3 protein-coding genes are annotated in these 3,831 nt (G+C 40.3%); 2 read left to right on the top strand and 1 reads right to left on the bottom strand.

Annotated elements, in window-relative coordinates; translation table 11 throughout:
* Nucleotides 1-28: 28 nt before the first annotated feature.
* Together A5875_RS02860 and A5875_RS02865 are read left to right on the top strand one after the other, a co-directional pair.
* On the top strand, nucleotides 29-1,486 hold the full coding sequence (locus A5875_RS02860; protein WP_088932203.1) for an amidase: 1,458 nt from the start codon (nucleotides 29-31) through the stop codon (nucleotides 1,484-1,486).
* Between the two features lie 114 nt (nucleotides 1,487-1,600).
* Nucleotides 1,601-2,791, top strand: a complete 1,191-nt coding sequence (locus tag A5875_RS02865) for an amidohydrolase family protein (RefSeq protein WP_088932204.1) — start codon at nucleotides 1,601-1,603, stop codon at nucleotides 2,789-2,791.
* Between the two features lie 46 nt (nucleotides 2,792-2,837).
* On the opposite strand, the gene rnhC is transcribed toward A5875_RS02865, so the two are convergent.
* Complete coding sequence (gene rnhC / locus A5875_RS02870) at nucleotides 2,838-3,740, bottom strand: ribonuclease HIII (protein ID WP_088932205.1); 903 nt, start codon at nucleotides 3,738-3,740, stop codon at nucleotides 2,838-2,840.
* Nucleotides 3,741-3,831 lie beyond the last annotated feature (91 nt).

Here is a 3,831-nt window from a genome sequence, read left to right on the forward strand (position 1 = left end):
AAATAAAAAAGTGTAAGAGGAGTTGGCTATGAAAGACGGACTATACTGGGCAGAAAAATTACATAATAAAGAGATGAGTTTTCGAGAATTATTGGAATCATTTGAAGAAAAAGCGCGCAAGCAAAATCCCATGCTGAATGCTTTTGTTACAATGATGGATCACGAGGCTGTTGAAGAGTATCAGAAGCAAGAAAATATACAGGATCGTCCTTTTGCAGGATTGCCAGTTCCGCTAAAAATGTTGGGACAAGAAAAAAAGGGCTGGTTAAGTACTTCCGGATCTAAATTACTAGTCGAGCATCGTGCAAGCCGCAATAGTAATTTTACCAATCAAATGATAACGGCTGGATTGATCCCTTTCGGGCAGACCAACACCCCGGAATTTGGCTTTAAAAATATTACGGATGCACAAATTTATGGACCGGCAAAAAATCCATGGAATTTAGATTACTATTCAGGTGGATCGAGCGGAGGTGCAGCTAGTGCAGTGGCATCCGGAATTGTACCAATTGCTGGTGCAAGTGATGGAGGCGGTTCGATTCGAATACCAGCGTCATTCTGCGGGTTGATCGGGCTGAAACCGACTCGCGGCGCAATGCCAGTAGGACCAAGCGGGTGGCGTGGATGGCAAGGGGCCGCGATTGATTTCGCGTTAACTGTCTCAATGCGTGACACTGAAAAGCTATTTTATAGTATGCGAAGTATCAACAGTGCAGCACCTTATCAGGCACCTGCAAAAGAATGGCAGCATACGCAAGCTTTTCAACAGAAGAAATTGAAAATAGCTGTAGTTATTGATTCACCGGTCGATTCAAAAGTTTCTCCTGATGCGGCTGGCGCTGTAGAAAAAGCACATGATTTTTTACTAAAGCAAGGCCATGAAGTAGAAGTAATTACCTATCCACTTGATGGGAGAGAACTGATACGCAGCTATTATTTGATGAATGGTGCTGAAACAGCTGCGATGTTTGCCGGTATTGAGCAAGGAATTCGACGCCCCGTCGAAAAAAATGATATGGAATTAATGACATGGGGCATCTATCAATATGGTAAAAAGATTCCAGCTAGTCAATATGTAAATGCATTGAACCAGTGGGATTATGCTGCGTACAAGACGGAAGAATTATTCACAGAATATGATTTGCTTTTATCACCAACAGCCGCAATGACAGCACCAAAATTGAGTGATGATTTATTAAGTGATGAAATTCGCGATGCACTAGAAGCTTCATCCAACCTATCGGAGATTGAATTACAGCATTTGATCGAGCGGATGTTTGAACGGAGTCTACAAATTACGCCATATACTCAATTAGCTAATTTAACTGGTCAGCCGGCTATTAGTCTGCCAACCTATGTGACACAAAAAGGTCTGCCTTTAGGAATTCAATTCATGGCAGCACGAGGACGGGAAGATCTATTACTGCAAATTGGAAAATTATTTGAAACAGAATATGGATTTGAATTACCTGAGTATTATCGATAACAGTAAATTAGAACTAATTCATTGGACTCTCAAAATTGACTATCTATTTTGAGGGTTCTTTTGTTACACTTAAATAAGAAAATGAAAACGTTTCATTGGGAGGCTATGACGAAAATGATTTTATTGAAGGCGCACAAAGTAATAACAGGTGATGGAAAAACAATCATTGAAGACGGCGGTGTTGTTTTTGCCAAGGATGTGATTTTAGCTGTTGGAAAGGCAGCGGATTTATCTGAGGAGTTTCCACAGGCAGAAGTACGCGATTATGGTGATGGAACGATTTTACCCGGGTTAATGGATGCCCATATTCATCTTGGCTATTATTGGACACAGCCAGATTTACATCGATTTAATGATTACATGATTGCTTATTATGCACAAAAGCAAGCGAAAACGTGTCTAGCAAAAGGTGTGACAACGATTCGTGATTGTTGTGGGCCGCAGTTTTTATTAGAAACTCTTCGTTTGGCGGCTGAAAAAGGATTTGTTAAGGCACCTCGAATCCTGCATACAGATCGTGGGATTTGTATAACTGGCGGTCATGGGCATGAAGATGGAATCGAAGAAGTCGATGGGGTAGAAAATATTCGCCATACGATTCGTCGTCAGAAAAAAGATGGTGCCGATTGGATTAAGCTGCTTACCACTAATCGTGATGACATCTGTGAATTCACACAAGAGGAACTGGATGCAGGTGTGGCGGAAGCTCATCGACTTGGATTAAAATGTGTTGTCCATTCGGGGACTCAACCAGGGATTCAAATGTGTATTGATGCTGGATTTGATACGATCGAACACGGAAATTTTTTAACAGTTGAGCAGGCAAAACAGATGGTAAAAAATCAGCAATCATGGACACCAACAATGTTTGCGTATCATTTCTTAGCAGAATACAATCAAAAAGTCCAAGAAGTGGGAATTGACCACTCAAATCAATCTACGGAGACCTACTCACATCACTTGGATTTCTTTGAAAGTTCTGTTCAAGCATACTCAGAAAATTTTAAAGCAATTTACGATGAAGGTGTAACAATCTTAGCAGGAACTGATATGGTAATGCTTGAAGCACCTAGTGTACCGATCGTAGAAGAATTAGAGCTAATGGTTCGTTACGGCTTGACGCCGGTCGAGGCAATTCAAACTGCGACGCAAAATCCTGCGAAAATTTTTGATTTATCAGAAGTTACTGGTAAGTTGGAGAATGGTTTGCAAGCGGATATTTTGGTGGTCGAAGGAGATGCGACGGCCGACATCGAAGCATTAAGAAATGTTCGCCAAGTGTATTTGGCTGGAATAGAGGTTTAAAAAAATACCCATCAAAATGAGTGGTCATTTTGATGGGTTGAACATACTAAACAAGTTTTTGTGCTTTTTCCGTGTTCGCAAAATGCAACTTGACATATTTATTTAGCAGCTCCATTCCGCCTTGTCGCAACAATTTTGCTGCTAATTCATCAGAAGGTTTGCCGGCACCAGATGGTACTTTCGTTCCCAACTCAAGAGAAGCTTTATCTAGTTCTTCAAGGAAGCTTGCTCGACTGATGATTGAAGCTGCCGCGACAGAAAGATGATACTGTTCTCCTTTGGTGACAAAATAGATTTTTTGTTCGACGCGTTGATTTTCTTGTTTAACATATTTCATGTAATTTGCTTCAGAAGTGAATTGATCGATTAGAATTGCGTCAGGTTTGGTTGGTGCAATCTGTTCGAGCAATATGCGAATTGCTTGGTTGTGAAGTGCGACCTTCATTCGTACAGCATTGTATTTTGGCTGGATTTCATTGTATTTTTCTGGATTAACAACTAGTAGTTTGAAGGGAATCAGTTCTTTGATTTCTCTCGCCATTTTCCGGATTTGCTCATCTGTCAGCATTTTTGAATCTTTGACTCCCAGCTGCTTTAGAGGTTCAAGATGTTCTTTATCAGCATAAGCTGCACAAACACACAGCGAACCAAAATAACTGCCGTTCCCGACCTCATCACTGCCTAAAACGGAAAGTGCGGCAAAATTTTTAGGCAAGCTGCTGCTTTTCTTGGCAGCAGAAGCTTCTGTTTTTCCCCAACGTGCCGCTTCTTGTTCGGCGTTGTTTCCTTGAAACAATACTTTTCCTGACGTATAAGCGGTGATACTCGTGCCGTTTTTCTTGGCAGAGAATTCACTGTAAGGAACTTTTTTGTTTAACAGATAGTCAGTGTAGTATGATTTTAGTTTTTGAATTTCAGTTTTTGATAGTTTTAAAACAGCAGAACTCATAATTTTTTCTCTTTTCTTTAAGTTAATTTGCTTTTAATCGATGAAAGTTGTACATATGAAAGGTTTTAGCATATAATAAATTAGTATTTTT

The sequence above is a fragment of the Enterococcus sp. 3H8_DIV0648 genome (assembly GCF_002140655.1).
Lineage (GTDB): Bacteria > Bacillota > Bacilli > Lactobacillales > Enterococcaceae > Enterococcus_A > Enterococcus_A hulanensis.